The sequence below is a fragment of the Microbispora sp. NBRC 16548 genome (assembly GCF_030268985.1).
GTDB classification, from domain to species: Bacteria; Actinomycetota; Actinomycetes; order Streptosporangiales; family Streptosporangiaceae; genus Microbispora; species Microbispora catharanthi.
In genome coordinates this window covers 154444-177203 of record NZ_BSSF01000007.1, presented here as the reverse complement: position 1 = coordinate 177203, position 22760 = coordinate 154444, and the positions used below count along the sequence as shown (strand labels likewise).

General features: G+C 71.0%; 18 protein-coding genes. 8 read left to right on the top strand and 10 right to left on the bottom strand.

Annotated features, from left to right (window positions below; translation table 11 throughout):
- Positions 1-226 precede the first annotated feature (226 nt).
- Both QSK36_RS20970 and QSK36_RS20965 read left to right on the top strand, forming a co-directional pair.
- Complete coding sequence (locus QSK36_RS20970; protein WP_285783592.1) at positions 227-502, top strand: hypothetical protein; 276 nt, start codon at positions 227-229, stop codon at positions 500-502.
- Positions 503-717: 215 nt separating this feature from the next.
- Entirely contained in the window at positions 718-1356 is a 639-nt protein-coding gene (locus tag QSK36_RS20965; protein ID WP_285783591.1) for a hypothetical protein, read from the top strand.
- 32 nt (positions 1357-1388) lie between these two features.
- Here QSK36_RS20965 and QSK36_RS20960 read toward each other — a convergent pair whose 3' ends face one another.
- From QSK36_RS20960 to serA, 4 genes are all read right to left on the bottom strand, one after another.
- Positions 1389-2480, bottom strand: a complete 1092-nt coding sequence (locus QSK36_RS20960) for a branched-chain amino acid aminotransferase (protein ID WP_285783590.1) — start codon at positions 2478-2480, stop codon at positions 1389-1391.
- A gap of 143 nt (positions 2481-2623) precedes the next feature.
- Complete coding sequence (locus tag QSK36_RS20955; RefSeq protein ID WP_139578371.1) at positions 2624-3670, bottom strand: 3-isopropylmalate dehydrogenase; 1047 nt, start codon at positions 3668-3670, stop codon at positions 2624-2626.
- A gap of 76 nt (positions 3671-3746) precedes the next feature.
- Entirely contained in the window at positions 3747-4955 is a 1209-nt protein-coding gene (locus QSK36_RS20950; protein WP_285783589.1) for an ROK family transcriptional regulator, read from the bottom strand.
- A 518-nt stretch (positions 4956-5473) separates the two neighbouring features.
- A complete protein-coding gene (gene serA / locus QSK36_RS20945; RefSeq protein ID WP_183540551.1) occupies positions 5474-7063 on the bottom strand; it encodes a phosphoglycerate dehydrogenase in 1590 nt (529 codons plus the stop codon).
- 362 nt (positions 7064-7425) lie between these two features.
- Between serA and QSK36_RS20940 the strand changes: the two genes are divergently transcribed.
- Both QSK36_RS20940 and QSK36_RS20935 read left to right on the top strand, forming a co-directional pair.
- Positions 7426-8328, top strand: coding sequence for a hypothetical protein (locus QSK36_RS20940; protein ID WP_183540553.1), 903 nt, complete (start codon positions 7426-7428; stop codon positions 8326-8328).
- Between the two features lie 139 nt (positions 8329-8467).
- Positions 8468-9907, top strand: coding sequence for an MFS transporter (locus tag QSK36_RS20935; RefSeq protein WP_285783588.1), 1440 nt, complete (start codon positions 8468-8470; stop codon positions 9905-9907).
- Here QSK36_RS20935 and QSK36_RS20930 read toward each other — a convergent pair.
- Entirely contained in the window at positions 9827-10876 is a 1050-nt protein-coding gene (locus QSK36_RS20930) for a sigma-70 family RNA polymerase sigma factor (protein ID WP_285783587.1), read from the bottom strand. The two genes, QSK36_RS20935 and QSK36_RS20930, sit on opposite strands and share 81 nt — an antisense overlap.
- Before the next feature lie 88 nt (positions 10877-10964).
- On the opposite strand from QSK36_RS20930, the gene QSK36_RS20925 reads away from it, so the two are divergent.
- From QSK36_RS20925 to dacB, 4 genes are all read left to right on the top strand, one after another.
- Positions 10965-11603: a DinB family protein gene (locus QSK36_RS20925; RefSeq protein ID WP_285783586.1), complete on the top strand. Its 639-nt coding sequence runs from the start codon at positions 10965-10967 to the stop codon at positions 11601-11603.
- Positions 11604-11774: 171 nt separating this feature from the next.
- Complete coding sequence (locus tag QSK36_RS20920) at positions 11775-12692, top strand: CAP domain-containing protein (protein WP_285783585.1); 918 nt, start codon at positions 11775-11777, stop codon at positions 12690-12692.
- Between the two features lie 126 nt (positions 12693-12818).
- Positions 12819-13352 carry an FHA domain-containing protein gene (locus QSK36_RS20915; RefSeq protein ID WP_142562188.1) on the top strand — a complete coding sequence of 178 codons (534 nt, stop codon included), beginning with the start codon at positions 12819-12821 and terminating at the stop codon, positions 13350-13352.
- Positions 13353-13433: 81 nt separating this feature from the next.
- A complete protein-coding gene (gene dacB, locus QSK36_RS20910) occupies positions 13434-15035 on the top strand; it encodes a D-alanyl-D-alanine carboxypeptidase/D-alanyl-D-alanine endopeptidase (RefSeq protein WP_285783584.1) in 1602 nt (533 codons plus the stop codon).
- A 117-nt stretch (positions 15036-15152) separates the two neighbouring features.
- Here the strand turns inward: dacB and ilvC are convergent, their stop codons facing one another.
- The 5 genes from ilvC to QSK36_RS20885 form a co-directional block, all read right to left on the bottom strand.
- Positions 15153-16145 (bottom strand): ketol-acid reductoisomerase, encoded by a 993-nt coding sequence (ilvC, locus tag QSK36_RS20905; protein WP_182899749.1) that lies wholly within the window; start codon positions 16143-16145, stop codon positions 15153-15155.
- Positions 16146-16202: 57 nt separating this feature from the next.
- On the bottom strand, positions 16203-16727 hold the full coding sequence (gene ilvN, locus QSK36_RS20900) for an acetolactate synthase small subunit (protein ID WP_030506098.1): 525 nt from the start codon (positions 16725-16727) through the stop codon (positions 16203-16205).
- Positions 16728-16776: 49 nt separating this feature from the next.
- A complete protein-coding gene (locus QSK36_RS20895) occupies positions 16777-18597 on the bottom strand; it encodes an acetolactate synthase large subunit (protein WP_183540557.1) in 1821 nt (606 codons plus the stop codon).
- Between the two features lie 237 nt (positions 18598-18834).
- Positions 18835-21474, bottom strand: coding sequence for a putative bifunctional diguanylate cyclase/phosphodiesterase (locus QSK36_RS20890; protein WP_285783583.1), 2640 nt, complete (start codon positions 21472-21474; stop codon positions 18835-18837).
- A gap of 300 nt (positions 21475-21774) precedes the next feature.
- Positions 21775-22695 carry a 2-hydroxyacid dehydrogenase gene (locus QSK36_RS20885; RefSeq protein ID WP_285783582.1) on the bottom strand — a complete coding sequence of 307 codons (921 nt, stop codon included), beginning with the start codon at positions 22693-22695 and terminating at the stop codon, positions 21775-21777.
- Positions 22696-22760: the final 65 nt, after the last annotated feature.

The window sequence follows — 22760 nt, the reverse complement described above, 5'->3', positions numbered from 1 at the left end:
ACCCCCGGGCCCGGTCGAATAGAACCCCATATGCGAGCAAATTTGGCCAAACAAAGAATACGTAATTGTTCTCACCGGTGATGGCCCCATCCCGCAGCACGCGCCCGGCCGGGGGGAAACAACGGGAAGCGACTAACGCCCGGCGATTCAGAAGGCAGGTGCTGCGGGGAAAATGTGTCAGTGTCATGAGCGGGTCCGGCCGACCGGCACGGTCACCGTGCGCCGGTTGGCAGCCGCCGCCATCGTGGTTGTGGCGGCCACCGCCGCGATGGCCGTCCAACCGGCCTCGGCCGCCAATGGCGGCGGAGCGAGCAACAACGGAAACGGGAGGCGCAACGTCAGCTACAGCGCGGGCAGCGCACCCATCTACCAGAGAGGTGTCCAGAACGTCGCCGTCAACGCGAGCGGCAAGACCAACGCGCAGTTGGCGGCATGCAAGCGGCTCTCTCAGCGGGTCTGCAACGTCAACCAGCGCATCTCGGCACCGTCGTCTGGTTGGTGACCCGCCCGCAAACGGCCACGCAACCACCGATTCACGTGGCCGTTTGCAGGGAGATCGCCCGGTTTATTCGTCGCTCCCGGCAACGACGCCGTAATAACCTGCCATACGGACGCGAGACACACGATCAGCGTTCCTTCGGCGAGTACTCTCGCAAAGCGGTTCGTATTCGCGAACCTCTTCGCCAGGACTCGTTTTCATATAGCAGGGAGCGACGAATGACTTGTCGGCGCGGCGGCGGGGCGTTCAAAGGCAGACTCGCCGGTTTCCTTCTCGTCGGCACTTCGGCCACGACCGCGCTCATCACCGGCGTCGCCCCGCTCGGGGCCGCCGCCGACAACGGGCACGGCCGGGGCGACCGCGCGGAGCGGAACGTGGTGGCCCCCACCGGGAAGGATCCGCGCACCCGCCCCGAAACCAAGCTGTCCGTGGAAGGGTCCACGCGCAACCGCGGCTACCAGCACACGTCCACCAACACCGCCGGCGGCTCCTCGAACGTGCAGAACGCGCTGTGCCGGCGCGCCCGGGTCTGCAACATCACCCAGCACGTGACCATCGCAGGCCCGCGGGTGACCGTGAGCCCGGCGCCGCTGAAGACGCCCGCCCCCAGGCCCACCCCGGTGCCCACGGTCACCGTCACGGTGACCGCGACGCCCTCGCCGTCTCCCGTCCCGCCTCCGCTCGCCGCTCCGGCGAACTCGGCGCCGTGCCCGGCCCCGCGGCCCCTGCTCAGGATCGACGGCAGGGTCGACGGCAGGGCCGGCGTGGGCTCCGGCAGGGGCAGCGGCCTGCTCCAAGGGCTGGTGTCGCTGTCCGTCCTCGCGGTGGGCACGGCCTGCCCGGTCGCGACCGGCTGAGCCTGCCAGAGGGCGGGGCCCTGCCCGGACCGTCAGCAGATCTTGTGGATCCAGTGGTGGGCGTCGGGACGGCTGCCGTACTGGATGCCCACGAGCTCCTCACGGATCTTCATCGTGACCGGCCCGGGGGTGCCGTCGCCGACGGTCCAGCTCCGGTCGACGCCCTTGACCGAACCGACGGGGGTGACGACGGCGGCGGTGCCGCAGGCGAAGACCTCGGTGAGCTCGCCGGACTCGCAGCCCGCCTGCCAGTCCTCGATGGAGATCTTGCCCTCCTCCGCCGTGTATCCCAGCTCGGCGGCCAGGCTGAGGATCGAGTCACGGGTGATGCCGGGCAGCAGCGTCCCGGTGAGCGCCGGGGTGACGAGGCGGTCGCCGAAGACGAAGAACAGGTTCATCCCGCCCATCTCCTCGACCCACCGGTGCTCGAAGGCGTCGAGCCAGACGACCTGGTCGCAGCCCTCCTCGACGGCCTGCCGCTGGGCCACGAACGCCGCCGCGTAGTTGCCGCCGCACTTGGCGAACCCGGTGCCGCCGGGCGCCGCGCGGGTGTACTCCGTGGACAGCCAGACCGAGACCGGCTTGAGGCCGCCGGTGAAGTACGACGCGGCGGGCGAGGCGATCACCATGTACTTGTAGCTCCGCGAGGGGTGGTTCACCCCGAGGGCGGGCTGCGTGGCGATCATGAAGGGGCGCAGGTAGAGGCTGTGGCCCTCGGCGGTCGGCACCCAGTCGCGGTCGGTCTGCACGAGGAGTTCGAGCGACTCGACGAACGTCTCCTCGGGAAGCTCCGGCATGGCCATCCGCAGCGCGGACTGGTTGAACCGCGCCGCGTTCGCGTACGGCCGGAAGGCGACGATCGAGCCGTTCGGCTGCCGGTACGCCTTGAGCCCCTCGAACAGCTCCTGGGCGTAGTGGAACACCGACGTGGCGGGGTCCAGGACGAGCGGACCGTACGGCTGAAGCTTCGCGTCGTGCCAGCCCTCCCCCTCGCTCCAGTCGATGGAGATCATGTGGTCGGTGAAGACCTGACCGAAGCCGGGGCTCGCCAGCACCTGCTCGCGCTCGGCCGCACTACGGGCCTGCGGGTTGAGCTGCGCGTCGAACCTGAGGTGGGTGGTCATGCGAGGTCCTTCTCTCTACGTCGTCGTAGTAATTGTGCGACGAGTCGGCTAAGGGAAAACTAGGGCATTTGACGGGTATGAAAAAGCGCATGGCGGCCCATACCGGGCCGCCATGCGCGTGATGTCGGGATGAGCGGCCGGGATCAGCCGGCTACTCGGGCGGCGATGTCGTCGCCGATCTCGCGGGTGGAGCGCGCCGTCCACGCGCCCTGGCGCTCGATCAGGTCGTCGGCCACGGCCTGCTCGACGCGGGCCGCCGCCGCGGCGTGGCCGAGATGGTCGAGGAGCATGGCGACCGACAGGATCGTGGCGGTCGGGTCGGCCTTGCCCTGGCCCGCGATGTCGGGCGCGCTGCCGTGGACGGGCTCGAACATGGACGGCGCCGTGCGGGCCGGGTTGACGTTGCCGCTGGCCGCCAGGCCGATGCCGCCGGCGACCGCCGCGCCGATGTCGGTCAGGATGTCGCCGAACAGGTTGTCGGTGACGATCACGTCGAACCGCTGCGGCTGCGTGATGAAGAACATGGAGGCCGCGTCGACGTGGCAGTAGTCGGTCTCGACCTCGGGGAACTCCAGGCTGAGCCGGTCGACGGTGCGCGCCCACAGGTCGCCTGCGTACGTCAGCACGTTGGTCTTGTGGACCAGCGTCAGCTTGCGGCGCGGCCGGCCGAGGGCCTTCTCGAAGGCGTAGCGCACGACGCGCTCGACGCCGTAGGCCGTGTTCAGGGACTCCTGGGTGGCGATCTCCTGCGGCGTGCCGCGGCGCATCGCGCCACCGGCGCCCGCGTAGGGGCCCTCGGTGCCCTCGCGGACGACGATCATGTCGATGTCCTCGGGGCGGGCCTGTCCGAGCGGAGTCGTCACGCCGGGGAACAGCTTGACCGGGCGGAGGTTCACGTAGTGGTCGAGCTCGAAGCGCAGGCGCAGCAGCAGCTCGCGCTCCAGGACGCCGGGCGGCACGCTCGGGTCGCCGACGGCGCCCAGCAGGATCGCGTCGTAGCCGCGCAGCTCGTCGAGCACCTCGTCGGGAAGCGTCTGCCCGGTCGCGTGGTAGCGCTTGGCACCGAGATCGTACTCGGTGGTCTCGGACTTGACGCCCGCGGCGTTGAGGACCTTGAGGCCTTCGGCGACGACCTCGGTGCCGATACCGTCACCGGGGATCACTGCCAGGCGGATGTTGCTCGACTCCATGCGTGTACCTTACCGGTTGTCTCGGAGATCGAAACACGATCTCACCATTCGGTCCTTACCCGGGCATAACTGCTCGTCAGGCGGGTCCCGCCGCGACGGCACGCTCGAAGACGAGGTCCCGCGCCGTGGACAGCCCGACCGCCAGAGCCCCGAGGATCACGGCGTCCGGCCCGAGCGTGGACACCTCGATCCGCGGCGGCGTGAGGGCCACCAGCGTCTCCAGCCGCTCCGCCATCGGACCGGCGAGCAGGTCGCCGGCCTGTGCCCCGACGCCGCCGCCGAGCACGACCAGCTCGGGATCGAGCACGGCGATCACCCCGGCGAGGGCGCGTGCGACGTGGCCCGCCTCGGCGGCCACCACCGTGCGCGCGACCGCGTCGCCGCGGCGCGCGGCGTCGACGACCTCCTCGGCCGTGGCCGCCGTCATGCCGAGGCGCGCCGCCGCCGCGACGATGCCGTCGGCGGAGGCGACCGACTCGAACTCGCCGCGCCTTCGGTCGAGGCCCGGGCCGTCCTCGCCCAGCGGCACGCCCACCGGCAGGTGCGAGATCTCGCCGGCCGCTCCCCGGGCGCCCCGGTAGAGACCGCCGTCGATGACCACGCCCATGCCGACGCCCGTCCCGATGGACACGAGGACGAAGTGGGAGACCTCCTTGCCCAGGCCGTAGGCCCCCTCCCCCACCGCCGCGAGGTCGACGTCGTTCTCGACCGTGTAGGGCGAGCCCGTCACACCGGCCAGCGCGTCCACCGCGCCGGGACGTTCCCAGCCGGGCAGGCCCGGCGCGAGCCGGAGCGCCCCGCCCTCCTTGTCGTGGATTCCCGGGGTGCCGAACACGGTGACGGTGACGTCACCGGGCTCCAGGCCGGCCTCGGCGACGACCTCGGCCGCCAACCGCACCAGTTGCTCCAGCAGTCCGTCGTACGACCCCGCCGCCGAGGGCTCCTGCCTGCGGGCGACGACGTCGCCCACGAGATCGGCGAGGGCGAGCCGCACGGTGGTGCGGCCGATGTCGGCGGCGAGCACCCAGCCCGCCTCCGGCCTGATCTCGTAGAGCAGCGCGGCGCGGCCGGTGCCGCCGGTGCGCAGTCCGACCGGGCGGACGAGCCTGGCACGCTCCAGGTCGGCCAGCGCCATCGAGATCGTCGGCTTGGACAGTCCGGTCACCTGGGCGAGCTCGGGGCGCGAGGCCTTGCCGAGGCGGAAGATCTCGGTGAACACCGCACGCTGGTTGATCAGCCGGAGCAGGCTGGTCGTGTTCGCGGCCCCACCGCCGATGCTCACCACGCACTCAAGATTGGCACATCCGGAGGGTGGCCGGTCCCGCCGATCCCGGCCAGGTCAGCGCTGCGGTACGCCCCCGTTGTCGCGACGGTCGAGCGCGATCTGCAGGGCCGCGGCCGCCTCGTCCTCAGCGTCCTCGGAACGGCCCCAGGGATACATCTCGTACATGGCGATTCTCTCTTCGACGGAGGAATGCTGAGCGCGGATCCGCCTGTCGCGGATCCGGAACGTCGGTCGCCGATGGAACGCGGGTCACGCGTCACTGGCGGGCCGAAGGCCGGCGGCGCGGCGCTCCGCGACGGGCCGGCCTGCCCTGATCAGGCCCCGTCGCGGCAGGTAGAAGTGCGGGGCGCCTCGTCATCGCAAGAGTACCCCACAATCTCGTAGGACGACCTAGTATCTCATTTCGTGAGACAGGGTCCACGGGACGGGAAACCGCGGGGTGGACGACACCGGGCGGAAAAACGCGAACGGCCCGGCGCGCGGGGCGCCGGGCCGTCCGATGAGCCGATGCCGGGGCGTCAGTCCTCCAGGTCGACCGTACGGCCGCTGTCGGCGCCGATCTCCCCCGCGATCTGCTCGACGACCTCGGACGGGATCGCCGTGTCGACCGTCAGCGCGATGAGCGCCTTGCCGCCCTTCACGTCCCGGGAGACCTGCATGGAGGCGATGTTCACGCTGTGCTCGCCGAGCAGGCGGCCGACGATGCCGACGATGCCCGGGCGGTCGGCGTAGGTGAAGAACGCCAGGTGCTCGGTCGGCTCGATCTCCATCGCGAAGCCGTTGACCTCGACGATCTTGGTGATCTGCCGGGGGCCGGACAGGGTGCCGGAGACCGAGACCGTGCGGCCGTCGGCGAGCACGCCGCGCACCGTGATGACGTTGCGCCAGTCGGGGCTCTCCGCGCTGGTGACCAGCTCGACCACGACACCGCGGTCCTTGGCCAGCAGCGGCGCGTTGACGTAGGTCACCGCGTCCTCGACGACGCCGGTGAAGACGCCCTTGAGCGCGGCCAGCTCCAGGACCCGGACGTCCTGGGCGGAGATCTCGCCGCGGACCTCGACGTCCAGGCGGGTGGCCACCTCGCCCGCGAGCGCGGTGAAGATGCGGCCCAGCTTCTCGGTGAGCGGCAGTCCGGGCTTGACGTCCTCGGCGACCGCGCCGCCCTGGACGTTCACCGCGTCGGGCACGAACTCACCGGCGAGCGCCAGCTTGACGCTGCGGGCGACCTGCGTGCCGGCCTTCTCCTGGGCCTCGTGGGTGGAGGCGCCGAGGTGCGGGGTCACCACGACCTGGTCGAACTCGAACAGCGGGCTGTCGGTGCAGGGCTCCTTGGCGAACACGTCGATGCCCGCGCCCGCGACGCGGCCCTCCTTGAGGGCGGAGTAGAGGGCGTTCTCGTCGATGATCCCGCCTCGGGCGACGTTGATCAGCCGGACGCTCGGCTTGACCATGTGCAGCTCGCGGTCGCCGATGAGGCCGACGGTCTCCTTCGACTTCGGCAGATGCACCGTGATGAAGTCGGCCTGCTGGAGCACCTCCTCCAGCGACGCCAGCCGCACGCCCATCGCCGCCGCGCGGGCCGGCTGCAGGTAGGGGTCGTACGCGATGATCTCGACGCCGAACGGCTGCAGGCGCTGCGCGACGAGCTGGCCGATCTTGCCGAGGCCGAGGATGCCGATGACCTTCTCGTCGAGCTCGACGCCGGTGTACTTCGAGCGCTTCCACTCGCCGTCCTTGAGCGCGGAGTGCGCCTGGGCGACGTTGCGGGCGCTGGCGAGGATCAGCGCGACCGTGTGCTCGGCGGCGCTGGTGATGTTGGAGGTCGGGGCGTTCACGACCATGACGCCGGCCTTGGTCGCGGCCTCGACGTCGACGTTGTCCAGGCCCACACCGGCGCGGGCGACGACGCGCAGCTTGTGCGCCGCCGCGATGGCCTCCGCGTCCACCTGGGTGGCGCTGCGTACGATCAGGGCGTCCACGTCGGCGAGGGCGGGCAGCAGCTGCGACCGGTCGGCGCCGTCGGTGTGCCGGACCTCGAAATCCGCGCCGAGCACGGCGAGACCCGCTTCTGAGAGCTCTTCTGCGACAAGTACGACGGGCTTGTTCACTGGGTTGAGTCCTTCGTGAAGTGCGACAGCGCGGACGACGTGAGTCTATCGGGGCCTTGTGAAAGCTCTCACGAGCGCCCGGCATGCGAGACACCCAAGGTCTCGGCGGTGTCGCGGCGGCACGACGACCCGGTCTCAGATTCACGGTCGGCACGGCTTCGGCGCCGCCCCCGCGGCCCGGTCGTCCGGAAGGTTCCTGTGGGACCGGCGGGGTTCATGAGACTCGCTCGCATACCGGCACAGCCGGTCGATGTACCCCGTCTACGCCTGATCCATACGGACTGCCACCCATCTCGGTATTGATCGCACCTAATCTGGGGATTAGCCTGATTCGCCATGGTCCAGTCCCTATCGTTCAGGCTATGAGCATCGGGAACCCCTCCCTGGGCGACGTTCTCGCGCGGCATGGCAGCCCCCGGCAACTCCTGGCGGCTCTCGCGGAGTGGGGCATCCTGGTGGCGGTCCGCCCCGACCGCTCCGTGGTGCTCGGCACGACGCAGAACGGCGAACGCGTTCTGCTGGGCTACACGGGACCGGCGACCTACGCCCGGCACCGTGGCAGCCACTCGCTGTCGGCGTGCGACGCCGACACCATGCTCGACATCCAGCGCGTCACAGGCGTACGCGAGATCGTGATCGACGCGGCCGGCCCCGCTGCCGCCGCCGTGCCGATCGACGACCTCCGGCGCTACCTGGAGGAGACCCGCACCGGTCCCGCTCCCGCACTGTCGGCCCTGGGCTCGGCCGCCCCGACCGCGTACGCCACGGGCGCGATGGCGACCGTGACCCGCGCGCAGGCCACGCGGCAGGCTCCCCCGCCGCCCGCGCCGGCCCCGCCCGTGCCCGCCCCGGTCGCGGCGGCGCCCTCCCCACTTCCGTCGCAGTGGATCCCCGCCCCCCGCCAGCACCTGTCGGGGGCCATGCAGGTCGTGGACCCCGGCTACCGCAGGACGCGCCATCCGATCCTGCCGGCGCTGCGGGTGGCGGTCGCCGAACTGCTGCCGGAGTATCCCTACGTCCACCACGTCTGGATCTCCGAGGCGCGCACGGCAGCCGGGTTGTGGGGGATCATGCTGCACGTCAAGGTGCACATCCTCGCCGCCGACGACATCGTGAAGGAACTGCACCGGCGGGTGCGCGCCCGGCTGCCGCAGCTGGCGGCCAGCGAGGCCCCGGTGCTCATGGCCCGGGTCGCCGACGCGCACACCGAACGCCGCCTGATCGAGATCGGCGCGCACGTCGTCTGCCCCGACGTGCGCGACTGAGCAGGAACCCCGTCGCCGATCTCCGCCGGCACCGTCCGGCGGAGATCGGCGAGACGGAGATCGACAAGACACCGGGCAGCCGCCGAACCGTTGCCGGAGAGTCCTTCCGAACGGTCGCTTGCTCGGCTTGAATGTCGCCATGGTTTCCACGGCGGCGACGCCCTCCCCGTCGAAGGTCTCCCTCGGGGTTCGCCTCGGGTACGCCGTCGGCTCGTTCTGCACGGCCAACTTCTCCACGATCCCCGGGCTGCTGCTGCTCTTCTACATGACGAACGTGCTCGCGGTGCCGGCCGCGTTCGCGGGCGTCGTGCTCTTCCTGCCCAAGGCCTGGGATCTGGTCGCCAACACTCTGGTCGGCCGCTGGTCGGACCGCACGGTCTCACGCTGGGGACCACGCCGGCCCTGGCTGCTCGCCGGGGCCCTCGTGCTGCCGGTGTCGTTCGGCCTCATGTTCGCCGGACCGCCGCTCACCGGCGTACCCGCCGCCCTGTACGTGGGGGTCACCTTCCTGGCCGCCGCAACCGGATACGCCCTCTACGAGGTGCCGTACAAGGCGATGCCCGCGGAGATGACCACGGACTACCACGAGCGGACCTCGCTGCTTCAGTGGCGCATGGTCCTCATCGCGATCGGGATCGCGATGAGCGGCATCCTCGCCCCGATGATCGCCGGCGATACGGCCGACGGATACCGCACCATGGGCGTCGCCTTCGGCGTGATCCTGCTCGTCGCGATGCTGGGCTCGTTCTTCGGCACCGCCCGCGCGCCCTTCACCGGGCCGCAGAGGTCCGAGGGGACGCTGCGGGAACAGCTTGCCGCCGCCCGCACGAGCAAGCAGTTCCTGTGGCTGCTCGGGCTCAGCTCCGCGCAGACGCTCGGGGCCGGCGTGATGCTCGCCGGTGCGCCCTACTTCGCCGCATACGCGCTCGACGACACCTCCGCCACCACCACGCTCTTCGCGGCGCTCGTGGGGCCGATGCTGGTCACGATGCCCTTGTGGGTGTGGCTGGCCCGCAAGCTCGACAAGCGCGGCGCGATGATCCTGTCCGGCGCGCTGTTCACGACCGGCGCGCTGCTGATCCTCGCGACGCCCGCGCTCGGCGAGCTGTACGCGCACCTGTGCGTGATGATCGTCGGCGTCGGCTACGCGGGCCTGCAACTGCTGCAGTTCTCCATGCTCGCCGACGTCATCGCGTACGACGGAGCGGTGAGCGGCGAGCGCAGGGGCGGAATCTTCACGGGCCTGTGGACCGCGGTGGAGAACGCGGTGGCGGCGCTCGGGGCGACCGCGTACGGATGGGTGCTGGGCGCGGGAGGCTTCGTCTCCTCCGATCCCGAGCATCCGGTGACCCAGCCGGACAGCGCCCACGTCGCCGTGATCATCGGCGTGACCGTGGTGCCCGCCCTGATCACGTTCGCGGGCGTGCTGATGACCCTCAAATACAAGCTGACCGCCGACCGCCTCGCCGCCGTCGCCGGCGGGGCCGGGAGCACGGCCTCAGCGGCCGCCGTCCCCGGGAGCGACGGGCAGGACGGCGGGCAGCCCGAACCCGGCGAAGTGCTCCGCGCCGAGGAATGAGGTGATCTCGCAGATGCGCTCGACCCGCAGGGTCAGCACGGTGATCGACCAGGCGATGTGCGGGCGGGCGGCGCCCTCGCCGACGTAGAAGGCCACGGCCGGCTGGCCGTTCGCGCCGGTCAGGACAGACCGCCAGCTCGGGCAGCGGGTGAGCGGCACTCGCACCGCGAAGTCGGCGACCGCCGCGATGCCGCGATACCAGTGCGGCAGCGGGGGCATCGACCAGGTGACGTCGTCGGTGAGCAGCGCGATCAGGGCGTCGGCGTCCCCGCGTTCGAGGGCGGACGCGAATCCGACGGCGATCTCCCGCACCCGGGGGTCGCCGATGACGCGCGGCGCCCGCTGCCGGTCGAGGGAGGGCGCCTTCTCCGCGAGGATCCTGCGGGCCCGCGCCAGAGCCGAGTTCACGGAGGCGGCCGAGGTCTTCATCATCGCGGCGATCTCGGCGGCGGAGAAGCCGAGCACCTCGAAGAGGAGCAGCGCCGCACGCTGGTTGCCGGGCAGGTGCTGCAGGGCGGCGACGAAGGCGAGCTCCACGGCCTCGCGCCGTTTGTAGCGCCCCGCCGGGCCGTCCGTGAGGCCGGCGTCGGGATAGGGGCCCAGCCAGGCGACGTCGCCGAGCGGAACCTGCCCGTCCACGACCGCGCGCTCGCTCGACGGGCCCAGGTCCATGGGCAGCGCCCGCCTGCCCCGGCTCTCCGCGAGGTCGAGGCAGGCGTGGGTGGTCACGGCGTACAGCCACGAGCGCAGCGAGGAGCGGCCCTCGAAGCGGGCGAGGCCCCGCCAGGCCCGCAGCAGGGCGTCCTGGAGGGCGTCGTCGGCGTCGTGGACCGAGCCGAGCATGCGGTAGCAGTGGGCGTGCAGCTCCGGGCGCAGCGGCCGGACCAGCCTGGTGAACGCGGCCTCGTCCCCGTCTCGCGCCCGCGCCAGGTCGCCGTCCGCTGCCGTCGGGGAAAAAACCTCGCCCACGAGCGACGATTCTGCCTCACATCGGGAGTCTTCCCTCCCGGGGAGCACGACCGGCTCCCGACCGTTCCTCCCGAACAGGAGACACGCCATGATCACCGAGGCGGATCTGAAGGCCGACCTGCGCCGCTGTCTGCAGGATGCCCGCGACGCCCTGCTGTGGAAGCTGGACGGGCTCTCGGAATACGACGTCCGCCGCCCGTTGACGCCGACGGGCACCAACCTGCTGGGGCTGGTCAAGCATCTGGCCGGCGTCGAGCTGCTGTATCTGGGGTTCGTGTTCGGCCGTCACTTCGACGAGCCCGTGCCCTGGTTCCGTCCCGATCTCGGGCCCGCCGCCTTCGCCAGGAACACGGACATGTGGGCCACCGCCGAGGAGTCCAGGGAGTACGTCACCGGGGTGTACCGGCGCGCCTGGGGACACGCGGACGCCACGATCGCGGCGCTGCCGCTGGAGTCGGCCGCCCACATCGTGTGGTGGCCCGAGGAGCACCGGCAGGCGACCCTGCACCGCGTGCTCGTCCACATGATCGCCGAAACCCACCGGCACGCCGGCCACGCCGACATCGTGCGCGAGTCGATCGACGGCGGCACTGGGTACCGGGACGGCGACGACGTCGTGACGGCCGGCGATCTGTCGTGGTGGGAGAGCTACCGCGAGGAGCTGGAACGCGTGGCGCGGGAGGCCGACCGCGACCTTAAGCGCCTCTCAAGGCGATCCCCTCGCTGATCATGCCGCTGACCTGCGAATTATCGGACATTTCACGCCGTATGCAGGATAAGGGAAGTTTAAGAGAAGGTAGATACTTTAGGGATTGGACCGATTTATCCCCACATGTCGGTCTGTAGCCGACCATAATGACGACTTCCCCAGCGTCTAACCCCCACTGGAGGAATGATCGTGAACAGAGCGCTCGGAGCGGTCCTGTGCCTCGGGAGCGTCGCGGCCGTCGGCATGGCGGCCGGCCCCGCTCAGGCCGAGGCCCAGCACGCGGGCTGCCGGGTCGCCGCCGCGAAGCCCTACGTCAGCGTGGACGGCAAGATCCGCGCGGCGGGCTCGCGGGCCGGTTGCATCGACAACGCCCGTTTCCGGGTCCGGATCGTGAACAACAGGCCGGGCCCCGACCGCGTGGTCAAGAGCGGCTCCAAGGTGGTCAGGAACGCGCGCGTCGTCGTCGCGCTGACCTGCGCGGACGGTGCGTACTACAGCGTCGTCACCGACTACCGCGGCCACGTGTCGCGGTCGAGGCCGGTGCGCCTCGACTGTGACGTCCCCACCCCGGTTCCCACGGCCACCTCTTCCCCAAGCCCCACCGCCGTCCCCACCACCAGCCCCTCCGCGGTCCCGAGCACTGTCCCGAGCACGGCCGCGAGTCCCTCCGCGAGCGCCCCCGCCTCCACCGCTCCCAGCGCCTCTCCCACGAGTGGCTCGGCCGTGGGCACCGCCATCGAGAACGAGGTCGTGCGCCTCACCAACGTCGAGCGGGCGAAGGCGGGCTGCGGCCCGCTGAAGCACGACGCGCGCCTGCGCTCCGCCGCGTACGCCCACTCGGCCGACATGTCCGCCAAGAACTACTTCGACCACACCTCGAAGGACGGCCGCTCCTTCTCCGACCGCATCACGGCCACCGGATACACCTGGCGTGCGGCGGCGGAGAACATCGCCAAGGGCTACGGCACCGCGCAGGCGGTGGTCCAGGGCTGGATGAACAGCCCCGGACACCGGCAGAACATCCTCAACTGCAACTACACCGACATCGGGGTCGGGTACGTCGCCGCCGGCGGCCCGTACTGGACCCAGGACTTCGGCCGGCAGTAGAGACGCGCGCCGGCCCGGCGCGGGAGCGGGGACGCCACGCCCGGCGGCCCCGCTCCCTCCCCGGGATCGGCGGCGAATACGGCGGTCTTCTGGACACCTCGGACCACTGCGGCGGATACTCCAATCATGAGCTCTCCCCCGGTTCGCGCCTCGGACGGGGACCGCGAGCGCGCGCTCAGCGAGCTCCGCGACCGGGCCGCCGAAGGACGCCTGTCCATGGAGACCTTCGTCGGCCGGGTGGACCTGGCGCTTCGTGCTCGCAACCGCAACGAGCTGGACGAGCTGGTCGCAGACCTCCCGCACCGCGGGCGCTGGCGCAGAAGGATCACCGACGCCGTCGCCTCCGTGTCGGAGCTGAGCAACCGGATCGAGTCCGCCTGGCGGCGTCCCCGGCTGCCCCGGCTCGCCCTGCCCGCCGACGGCCGGGCCCGCTACCTGGTCGGCCGCGGCTCCTCCTGCGATCTCGTCCTCGCCGACCTGACCGTCTCGCGGGTGCACGCCGAGTTGCGACGGGAGCACGACTCCTGGCTGCTCGTCGACCTCGGCTCGATGAACGGCACCCGGCTGAACGGCTGGCGCCTGGTCGGCCCCGCGTCCGTGCGCGCCGGCGACGAGGTGGCCTTCGGCGACTGCGTGTTCCTGGTCTCGATGCCGGCCTGATCGCTATACGTACATTTCCGTATTGCCGCCCCGGCGCCGCTCACCGACGATCGCGGAAAGCCACTCACCCGGGAGCGGACTGTGCGGTTGTCACGACGTATCACGATCATGCTGGCCGGTGCCGTCCTGGCCACCGGGATCGCGGGCTCCGGCGTCCCCGCCGGGGCGCGGGACCCGGCCCCCGGCGTCGCGGACCTGACCCACGACCTCGACCAGATCCTCGCCGACTCCCGGCTGGACCCCGCGCGGGCGGGCGTCGCCGTGCGCGCCGCGGCCACCGGCGAGGACCTCTACTCCCTCGACGCGGACAAGCTGTTCGCCCCCGCCTCCAACACCAAGCTGCTCACCTCGGCCGCCGCCCTCGACACGCTCGGCACGGACTTCCGGTTCACGACCGACGTGCTCGCCGCGTCCACGGTGGGCCGCACGGTCGTCGGGGACCTCACGCTGCGGGGCACGGGCGACCCCACCATGCTCGCCGCCGACTACGACGCGCTCGCCGCCAAGGTCGCGGCGGCCGGGGTCAAGGTCGTCACGGGACGGCTGGTCGCCGACGACACCTGGTTCGACGACGTACGGCTCGGCACCGACTGGGCCTGGGACGACGAGCCGTACTACTACGCCGGGCAGATCTCCGCGCTGACCGCGGCGCCCGACACGGACTACGACGCGGGCTCGGTGATCGTCTCGGTGGCCCCCGGAGACGGCCCCGGCAAGGCCGCCAAGGTGTCCACCACGCCGGCGACCGGCTACGTGAAGATCGTGAACAGGGCCGTCACCGGCGACGAGACCGACGTGCTCGTCGAGCGGCAGCACGGCACCAACACCGTCGTGGTCAGCGGCACGGTCGCCGAGCCGTACGACGAGTGGGTCGCGGTGTGGGACCCCGCTCTCTACGCGGCCTCCCTGTTCCGGGAGGGGCTGACCCGGCACGGCGTGAAGGTGCTCGGGCCGACCGTACGCGGGACCGCCCCGGCCAAGGCGGCCACGGTCGCCTCACGCCGGTCGATGCCCCTCGGCGACCTGCTCGTACCGTTCCTGAAGCTGAGCAACAACATGCACGCGGAGATCCTCACCAAGACGATGGGACGCAAGGTCTCCGGCGCGGGGACGTGGGCGGCCGGACTCGCCGTGACGACCGCGTTCGCACAGGCGAACGGCGTGAAGACGCTGCGGCTGCGGGACGGCTCCGGCCTGTCCAGGGTGGACGCCCTGACGCCCGCCGGAATCACGGCCCTGCTCGCGGCGGTGCGCGGCAAGCCCTGGTTCCCCACCTGGTACGCCGCCCTGCCGATCGCGGGACAGGCGGATCGGATGGTCGGCGGCACGCTGCGCAGCAGGATGGGCGGCACGGCGGCGGCCGGGAACGTGCACGCCAAGACCGGATCGCTGACCGGCGTGACCGCGCTGTCGGGCTACGTCACCAGCGCCGACGGTGAGCCGCTGGTCTTCTCGGTCATCAGCAACGGCTACCTGTCCGGCCCGCCGCGGGACCTGGAGGACCGGATCGCCGTCAGGCTGGCCCAGTTCAGCAGGAAGGCCCCAGTGGACGAGACGCTGGACGAGGCGGCGGCCGCGCGCAGCGTGACTCCCGGATCGTCGCCGCAGGAGACCGCCCCGTCGTCCTCGCGGCAGTCGGCCGGTGACCTCGAGTGCTCCTGGCTCAAGCCCGCCCGGTGCTGATACCGTCCGGACCCCGGTAGCCGACCGGCGACACGGAGTCCGTGAAACGCGACGCGGCGCCGCTCCCCACCTCGTCGGCGGGGCGCGGCGCCGCGGTCACGCGAGCGTTCGCGAGCCTCAGGCCTGCTCGCCCTTGAGCCAGCTCATCATCGGGCGGAGCTTGCCGCCGGTCTGCTCGATGGAGTGGCCCGCCAGCTCCTCGCGGTAGCGCTTGAAGTTGGTCTGGCCGGAGTCGAACTCCTCGACCAGCTCGCGGGCGAAGCGGCCGTCCTGGATCTCGTCCAGGATGCGGCGCATCTCCTTCTTGGTCTCCTCGTTGACCACGCGCGGGCCGCGGGTGTAGCCGCCGTACTCGGCGGTGTCGGACACCGACCAGTACATCTTGGAGATGCCGCCCTCGTACATCAGGTCCACGATCAGCTTCATCTCGTGGAGGCACTCGAAGTAGGCGACCTCCGGCTGGTAGCCGGCCTCGATCAGCGTCTCGAACCCGGCCTTGATCAGCTCGGAGACGCCGCCGCACAGCACGGCCTGCTCGCCGAACAGGTCGGTCTCGGTCTCCTCGGTGAAGGTCGTCTTCAGCGCGCCGGCGCGGGTGCCGCCGATGCCCTTGGCGTACGACAGCACGAGCGGCCAGGCGTTGCCGGTGGCGTCGCGCTCGACGGCGACCAGGCAGGGCACGCCGCGGCCCGCGGAGTACTGGCGGCGGACCAGGTGACCCGGGCCCTTCGGCGCCACCATCGCGACGTCGACGCCCGCCGGGGCGTCGATGAGGCCGTAGCGGATGTTGAGGCCGTGGCCGAAGAACAGCGCGTCGCCCTCGACGAGGTTCGGCGCGACGTGCTCGGCGTACAGGTGCCGCTGGATGTGGTCCGGCGCGAGGATCATCGTGAGGTCGGCCTCTTCGACGGCCTCGCCCGGCGACAGCACGCGCAGCCCGTCGGCCTCGGCCTTCTCCCGGCTCTTGGAGCCCTCGGGCAGGCCGACCCGGACGTCCACGCCCGAGTCACGCAGGCTCAGCGCGTGCGCGTGGCCCTGGCTGCCGTAACCCAGCACCGCGACGTGGCGGCCCTGGATGATCGACAGGTCGGCGTCGTCGTCGTAGAAGATCTCAGTCACTTACTTGCCTTTCACGGGTTGTCCGTCGCGACGTGCCTGCCATAGGAGCTATGCGCTGCGGTCGAGGGCGCGAAGCGAGCGGTCGGTGATGGAACGGGCGCCGCGGCCGATGGCCACCATGCCCGATTGCACGAGCTCCTTGATGCCGTACGGCTCAAGGACCCGGACGAACGCCTCCAGCTTGTCGGTCGTCCCGGTGACCTCGATCGTGACCGCGTCCGGGGCCACGTCCACGCAACGCGCCCGGAAGAGGTTCACGAGTTCGAGGACGTGCGACCGGCTCTCTGAGTCGGTCCGCACCTTGATCAACATCAGCTCGCGCTGCACCGACTGGCTGTTGTCGAGCTCGACGATCTTGATGACGTTGACCAGCTTGTTGAGCTGCTTGGTGACCTGCTCCAGCGGGAGGTCCTCCACGTTGACGACGATGGTCATCCGCGAGATGTCGTCGTGCTCCGTGGGCCCGACCGCCAGCGAGTCGATGTTGAACCCACGGCGGCTGAACAGGGCGGCGACCCGGGCCAGCACGCCCGGCTTGTTCTCCACCAGGACGGACAGCGTGTGGCGGCTCATGCCATCTCCTCGCACTGCTGGTCGTTGTCGCGTCGGGCCGGGGCCGGGCTCATTCTCCACCCTCCCAGTTCGGCGCCATGTCGCGGGCGTACTTGATGTCGTCGTTGCTGGTGCCTGCGGCGACCATCGGCCAGACCATCGCGTCCTGGTGCACGACGAAGTCGACCACCACCGGCACGTCGTTGATCTCCATGGCCTTGCGGATCGTCTCGTCCACGTCCTCCGGACGCTCACACCGCAGGCCGACACAACCGTACGCCTCGGCCAGCTTCACGAAGTCGGGAATCCGCTTGACCCGCTGCAGATCGGTGTTGGAATACCGCTCGTCGTAGAACAGGGTCTGCCACTGGCGGACCATGCCGAGGTTGCCGTTGTTGATGACCGCCACCTTGATCGGCACACCCTCGATCGCGCAGGTCGCCAGCTCCTGGTTGGTCATCTGGAAGCACCCGTCGCCGTCGATCGCCCACACGACCTTGTCCGGGCAGCCCATCTTCGCGCCCATCGCGGCCGGAACGGAAAAGCCCATCGTGCCCGCACCACCGGAGTTGATGAACGTCCCCGGATGCTCGTACTTGACGAACTGCGCGGCCCACATCTGGTGCTGGCCCACACCCGCGGTGTAGATCGCCTCCGGCCCCACCAGCGCGCTCAGCCGCTCGATCACGTACTGCGGGGCCAGCGACCCGTCGGCGAACTCCTCATACCCCAGCGGGTAGGTCTCCTTGTAGCCGTTGAGGGTCCGCCACCACTCGGTGTAGTCGCCCTTGCGGCCGTCGGCCTGCTCGGATCGCACCGCCGTGATCAGATCCCCGATCACCTCACGGCAGTCGCCCACGATCGGCACATCGGCATGCCGGTTCTTGGAGATCTCCGCCGGGTCGATGTCGGCGTGGATCACCTTCGCGTTCGGCGCGAAGCTGGACAGCTCCCCGGTCACCCGATCGTCGAAGCGGGTGCCGAGCGCGATCAACAGGTCCGAGCGCTGCAGCGCGCCGACGGCCGAGACGCTGCCGTGCATGCCGGGCATGCCCATGTGCTGGGGGTGGCTGTCGGGGAAGGTGCCCCGCGCCATCAGCGTGGTGACCACCGGGATGCCGGTCAGCTCGGCCAGCTCCAGCAGCTCGGCCGCGGCCTGCGCCTTGTGCACGCCGCCGCCGACGTAGAACACCGGCCGCTTGGCCTCGGTCATCAGCCGGGCGGCCTCGCGGATCTGCTTGGAATGCGGCCGGGTCACCGGACGGTAGCCGGGCAGCTGCATGACAGGGGGCCAGGAGAAGGTGGTGGTGGCCTGCAGGGCGTCCTTGGAGATGTCCACCAGGACCGGCCCCGGGCGCCCGGTGGCGGCGACGTGGAACGCCTCGGCGATCGTCCGCGGGATGTCCTCGGCGTTGGTGACCAGGAAGTTGTGCTTGGTGATCGGCATCGTGATGCCGGAGATGTCGGCCTCCTGGAAGGCGTCGGTCCCGATCAGCGGCGAGGCCACCTGCCCGGTGATCGCCACGATCGGCACCGAGTCCATGTAGGCGTCGGCGATCGGGGTGACCAGGTTGGTCGCTCCCGGGCCGCTGGTGGCCATGCACACCCCGACCCTGCCGGTCGCCTGCGCGTACCCCTCGGCCGCGTGGCCGGCACCCTGCTCGTGCCGTACAAGCACGTGCCGGACCTTGGTCGAGTCGTAGAGGGGATCGTAGGCGGGGAGAATGGCCCCGCCGGGGATCCCGAACACCGTGTCGACCCCGACCTGCTCCAGCGCCCGCACGAGGGCCTGGGCACCTGTCATTTTCTCGGTCATCGGCTCGTTCCTTGTGGCTGAGCTTGCTTCTGGTTGGGCTGCTTGGCGTGACTCCTGGCATAAAAAATGCCCCATCCGCTGGGCGGAGCTGGGGCGCGCGCAGGACCGAGGGCTTCGTCAGGCTGCGCGCCTGCGAAGTACTACGAGAATCCCACCGCTATGCATGGCTACACGATGTCCGATGGAGCGCCTCCACGTCAAATCATCTGGGACGCCCGTCTCGCCATCCAAGACACCCGCAACGGACTCCCAGGTTATGTCACCGGCGCCCCTCCAGCGTCCCGGGAACACCGGGCGAGGCGGGAGACACCGCTAGGCGGTGTTCTGGAGGGTGGTGGTGGGCATCAGGGAGTCGACGCCGCGTGCGGTCATGGGGCGGGCCACCAGATAGCCCTGGCCGCGCGTGCAGCCCATCTTGCGCAGCAGGTCGAGTTGCTCGGGACGCTCGATGCCCTCGGCGACGACGATCAGGCCGAGGTCGTTGCCGAGTTGCACGATCGTCTTCGTCAGCAGGGTCAGCGTGTCGTCGCGGCCGAGCCCGGAGACGAACGACGGGTCGATCTTGATCATGTCGACCGGCAGCTGGCGCAGGAACGCGAGCGACGCGTAGCCGGTGCCGAAGTCGTCGATGGCGAGCCGTACGCCGAGAGTCCTCAGCTCCGACAGCCTGCTGATCATCTCCCCGGCGTCCTCGACCAGCATCTCCTCGATGACCTCGAGGGTAAGCGCGCTGGCGGGCAGCCCGCTCTCGCTCAGCGCCTCCGCCACGGTCTCCACGAAGCGCGGGGCCATGATCTGCCGTGCGGACAGGTTCAGCGCCAGCCCGATGTCCCAGGACGACGCGCGCCAGGCCGCCACCTCGCGGCACGCCTCGCGCAGGATCCACTCGCTGAGAGGCACGATGATCCCGGTGTCCTCGGCGGGCCCGAGGAACTGCTCCGGCGGCACGAACGTGCTGCCCCGCCACCAGCGCACCAGCGCCTCGACGGCGGTCACCTGCGACGTGGCCAGGTCGACTACGGGCTGATACTCGATCGCGAACTGGTTCTCCAGCAGCGCCCGCTGCAGGTCGGAGGCGATCTCCAGGCGGCGCAGGACGTCGGCGTGCATGTGGGTGGCGAAGACCTCCACCCGGCGCCCACCGAGCTCCTTGGCCCGCGACATCGCCACGTCGGCGTTGCGCAGCAGGTCTCCGGGCGGCAGGTCCTCCTCGGCGAACGCCACACCGACGCTGGCCGTCAGCGCGACGTCCCGGTCCGCGACCCGGAACGGCTCGTTCGAGACCGCGCGGACGAGCCGCTCGGCCAGGTCGATGGCGGTCTGCGCGTCGGCGCCGCCGGACGCGCCGCCCTCCAGCAGCACCGCGAACTCGTCCCCGCCCCACCGGGCGAGCGTGTCGTCGGCCCGTACGGCCGAGCGCAGGCGGCGGGCGGCCTGGCCGAGCAGGTGGTCGCCGCTGGCGTGGCCCACGGAGTCGTTGACGGAGGTGAAGCCGTCGAGGTCCAGGAAGATCACCGCGGTCCCGCCGGCGCCGCGGCGGGTGAGCACGTCCCGGGCGCGTTCCTCGAAGTAGGCCCGGTTGGGCAGCCCGGTGACCCCGTCGTGGAAGGTCAGGTGGGTGACCTGGTTGCGCAGGGCCACCTGGTCGCTGAGGTCGCGGATCGTGACCAGGACGAGGTCGTCGTCGCGTACGTGCCGGGCGGCGACGGACTCGGTGGGACGCCAGGTGCCGTCGGAGGCGCGGAACCGGCAGGAGATGCGGGTGCCGCCCCCCTGCTCGGGCCCGTCGTCGTCCTCGTCCGTCATGCGGTCGAGCAGGGCCTGTACGGCCGGCACGTCCTCGGGGTGGATGTAGTCGAAGATCGGCCGGAAGGCGAGGTCCTCGGGGCAGTAGCCGTACGTCGTCTCGAGGCCGGGGCCCACCTCCTGGATGACACCGCCGGGGTCGCACACGAGCACGACGTCGCCGGTGTTCTCGGCCAGCCTGCGCAGCTGCTGCTCGCCGACGTCGACGAGGCGGCGCATGCCCGCGGTCTCGACCAGGAGCACGAACAGCCGGCCGAGCAGGACGAGGACGACCGAGGCGGCCACGACCGCCAGGGCGGCGTCACGGCTGCTCCCGATCGCGTACAGGGTGGCGACCAGCGTGGCGGCGGCGACCAGCACGAGCGGGGTCGCGGCCGTCAGCGCGGCGGGCAGCGGCCTGGCGGGCCGGTCCTCCTGCACCCACGGGGCGACGGCGAGGACCAGCAGCATGGCCGGGACGACGAGCCCTGCCGCGAGCGGCGGGGTGTCGCCGTCGAGACGGGCGAGGGCCGTGGCCATCTCGGCCACCGTTATCGCGGTGAGCACCCCTACGCCGGTGAGCCCGACCACCCGGTTGCCCGACCGGGAGGCCGCCACGGCCGGTGTCACGGCGCACGTCGCGAGCAGGCAGACCACGGGCAGCGCGAGCGCGACGAAGAACGCTCCGGTGTCCTCCGCCTTCCTGAACGCCGGGCCGAGCACGGCGACCCAGGCCACGGCGAAGACCGACGCCGCGCCCAGGTAGGCGTCGGCCGCCTGGCGTATCACCCCGCGCGTGAACGCGGGTGGTTTCACCGACATGCCGCAGCCGATCGCGAGCAGCACCGATCCGACGAGCATGAGCAGGTCGGCGAACGTGAGCACGAACGGCGTGCCGTCGGCCACGGGACGTACGCCGACGCCGAGGAGCCAGGTCAGCGCCCCTGCGGCCATCCACCGCCAGGCGCCGGGCTGGCGCCGGTGGGCAGGGACGACGCGGGAGGCGGCCATGATCAGCGAGACCGCCGCGAGCAGGCCGGTGACGACCCCCGCGATCGCGGTCACGACCGGCGCCGAGCCTCCGGTGACCAGGGCCACGACGACCGCCACCGCGCCGAGCCCGGCCGCGGTGGTGAGTGGGACCCGGGGGTCACGCCTGACTTTCACGCGCGTCGCCTCTGCACCTGTCGCCGCTTCGCCGCCGGCCGTCGTGTCCTCCGGGGTTTCGGCGGAGGCCGGAGTCGCATAAGCGTCGCCGGGTTCGGTGGGGTGTGTCATCACTGCCCCTCCCGTTCTCGACTCGGCTTTACTCTCCCTGTCACATGGCCAGTGTGCGCACAGCCGCTGATCGAGAGGGGGACAACGAGCGAGTCGTCACCGATCTGATAACCAGCCGCGCACGCTGAGCTCCACCGTACGCACCCCAGGTCACGAGGCAGCCACGTTCCGGAATCCTTAATGGAGCGGTCAGTAATGCCCGGTGATCATGTTATCGAGTGGACGGCCCGTCAGATGACGGATCACCTGTTCCCGCACCAGCCTCCGCGTACGCCGCACGGACGCGGGCGTGCTGCCGGCGATGTGCGGGGTGATGAAGACCCCCGGCGCGGTCCAGAGCGGGTGATCGGACGGCAGCGGTTCGACGGGGGTGACGTCGAGCGCGGCCCGCAGCCGGCCCGTCCCCAACTCGGCCAGCAGCGCGTCGGCGTCCACGACCGACCCGCGCGCGGCGTTCACCAGCAGCGCGCCGTCCTTCATCCGGGCGAGGAACTCGGCGTCCACGAGACCGGCCGTTCCCGTCGTGGCGGGCACCAGCAGCACGACCACGTCCGCGGCGGGCAGCAGCGCGGGCAGTTCGTCCTGGCCGTGGACGTTGTCCCTGGCCGTGCGCGCCACCCGGACGATGTCCACCTCGAATCCGGCCAGGCGCCGTTCGAGCGCCTCGCCGATCGAGCCGTACCCGACGATCAGCACGGTGGAGTCGGCGAGGACGCCGGTGTGGTGGTAGGTCCACTCGCGTCTGGCCTGGGCGGCCGCGAAGCCGGGGAACTCCCGCAGCATCGCGACCATCGCGCCCACCGCCCACTCGGCCGTGCCCGCGTCGTGGACGCCCCGCGCGTTGCACAGGACCGCCTTCGGCGGCACGTGCGGCAGGTAGGGCTCGACCCCCGCCGTGACGGTCTGCAGCAGGCGGAGGCTGGTCATGCGGCCCAGAAGGCCGGGGATGTCCGGCACCGGGACCAGCGGAGGCACCCAGATCTCCACTTCCTCGGGCGGGCCGGGCGGTGGCGTCCTCCCGTCGTACACGGCGCAGTCGAGGGCGGGGAGCCCTTCGGGAAGCTCCGTGAGTGCGTCGGCGATGTCCTGTGATGCGACCCAGATCTTCACGAGGAACAACCTAGGGAACCATCGCCCTCGCCAGCGAGTATGGGTACGTGAGGAGGTCATCGGGG

Excerpts from the sequence above, each read along its gene's own strand:
- ilvN (WP_030506098.1), bottom strand. The coding sequence starts at position 16,727 with ATGAGCCGCCACACGCTGTCCGTCCTGGTGGAGAACAAGCCGGGCGTG.
- QSK36_RS20955 (WP_139578371.1), bottom strand. The coding sequence starts at position 3,670 with ATGGAGTCGAGCAACATCCGCCTGGCAGTGATCCCCGGTGACGGTATC.
- QSK36_RS20935 (WP_285783588.1), top strand. The coding sequence starts at position 8,468 with ATGGTTTCCACGGCGGCGACGCCCTCCCCGTCGAAGGTCTCCCTCGGG.
- QSK36_RS20940 (WP_183540553.1), top strand. The coding sequence starts at position 7,426 with ATGAGCATCGGGAACCCCTCCCTGGGCGACGTTCTCGCGCGGCATGGC.
- QSK36_RS20895 (WP_183540557.1), bottom strand. The coding sequence starts at position 18,597 with ATGGGGCATTTTTTATGCCAGGAGTCACGCCAAGCAGCCCAACCAGAA.
- QSK36_RS20960 (WP_285783590.1), bottom strand. The coding sequence starts at position 2,480 with ATGACCACCCACCTCAGGTTCGACGCGCAGCTCAACCCGCAGGCCCGT.
- QSK36_RS20915 (WP_142562188.1), top strand. The coding sequence starts at position 12,819 with ATGAGCTCTCCCCCGGTTCGCGCCTCGGACGGGGACCGCGAGCGCGCG.
- QSK36_RS20965 (WP_285783591.1), top strand. The coding sequence starts at position 718 with ATGACTTGTCGGCGCGGCGGCGGGGCGTTCAAAGGCAGACTCGCCGGT.
- QSK36_RS20925 (WP_285783586.1), top strand. The coding sequence starts at position 10,965 with ATGATCACCGAGGCGGATCTGAAGGCCGACCTGCGCCGCTGTCTGCAG.